At 75.4% G+C, this 1,040-nt stretch carries 1 protein-coding gene; it reads left to right on the forward strand.

From position 1 onward, the window contains the following. Window positions 1–1,011, forward strand: a 1,011-nt coding sequence (locus tag FNH08_RS50465) for a pyridoxal phosphate-dependent decarboxylase family protein (protein ID WP_152778748.1), incomplete at its 5' end; no start/stop codon positions are given. Window positions 1,012–1,040 lie beyond the last annotated feature (29 nt).

A 1,040-nucleotide genomic window follows, 5' to 3' on the forward strand; every position in this document is an offset into this window, starting at 1 on the left:
GCGCTGGAGGCGCTCGTCACCAGGGCGCTCGCCGACGAGGTGCACGCGGGCGGTCCCGGAGGCGACGCCCTGGTCACCACCGGCGGCACCGAGTCCAACCAACTCGCCCTCCTCCTGGCCCGCGAAGCCGCGGAAGGCCCCGGCCCCCTCCGGCTCGTCTGCGGCGCCAACGCCCACCACTCCCTGCACCGCGCCGCCTGGCTGCTGGGCCTTCCCGAACCGGTCGTCGTCCCCACCCCGGCCGGCATCCTCGCCCCAGCCGCCCTCGACGAGGCCCTCGCCCGGCTGAGCCATCCGGTCCTGGTCACCGCCACCGCCGGCACCACCGACGCCGGGCTCATCGACCCGCTCGCCGACCTCGCCGACCTGTGCGCGGCCCGCGGCGCCCGGCTGCACGTGGACGCCGCCTACGGCGGAGGGCTCCTCTTCAGCGACCGTCACCGAGTCCGGCTGCACGGCCTCGACCGCGCCGACACCGTCACCCTCGACCTGCACAAACTCGGCTGGCAGCCCGTCGCCGCGGGACTTCTCGCCGTACGCGACGCCACCGACCTCGCCGTACTGGCCCACCGTGCCCACTACCTCAACGCCGACGACGACACCGCGGCCGGACTGCCCGACCTGCTCGGCCGGTCCCTGCGCACCACCCGGCGCCCCGATGTCCTCAAGATCGCCGTCACCCTCAGGAGCCTCGGGCGTGAGGGGCTGGGCGCACTCGTCGACGGGGTCTGCGCCCTCGCCGGGGAGTTCGCCGCGCTCGTGGACGCGCACCCCGGCTTCGAGCTGTACGCCACGCCCACGATCAGCACCGTCCTGTTCCGGCCCGTCGGGGCGACGGACGCGGCCGTGGCGGACGTCCGCCGGCGGCTCCTGAACAGCGGCCGCGCCGTCCTCGGGCGGGCCGCGCCCGACGGACGCCTCTGGCTCAAGGCCACCCTGCTCAACCCGCACACCCGGCCGGGTGACCTGGCCACACTCCTGACACTCGTGGAAGGAAACACCCCCACATGAGCACACCCCCACCCCACGAGCCCGAGGCC

Origin of the sequence: Streptomyces spongiae (assembly GCF_009377185.1) — a bacterium.
Classification (GTDB): Bacteria; Actinomycetota; Actinomycetes; order Streptomycetales; family Streptomycetaceae; genus Streptomyces; species Streptomyces spongiae.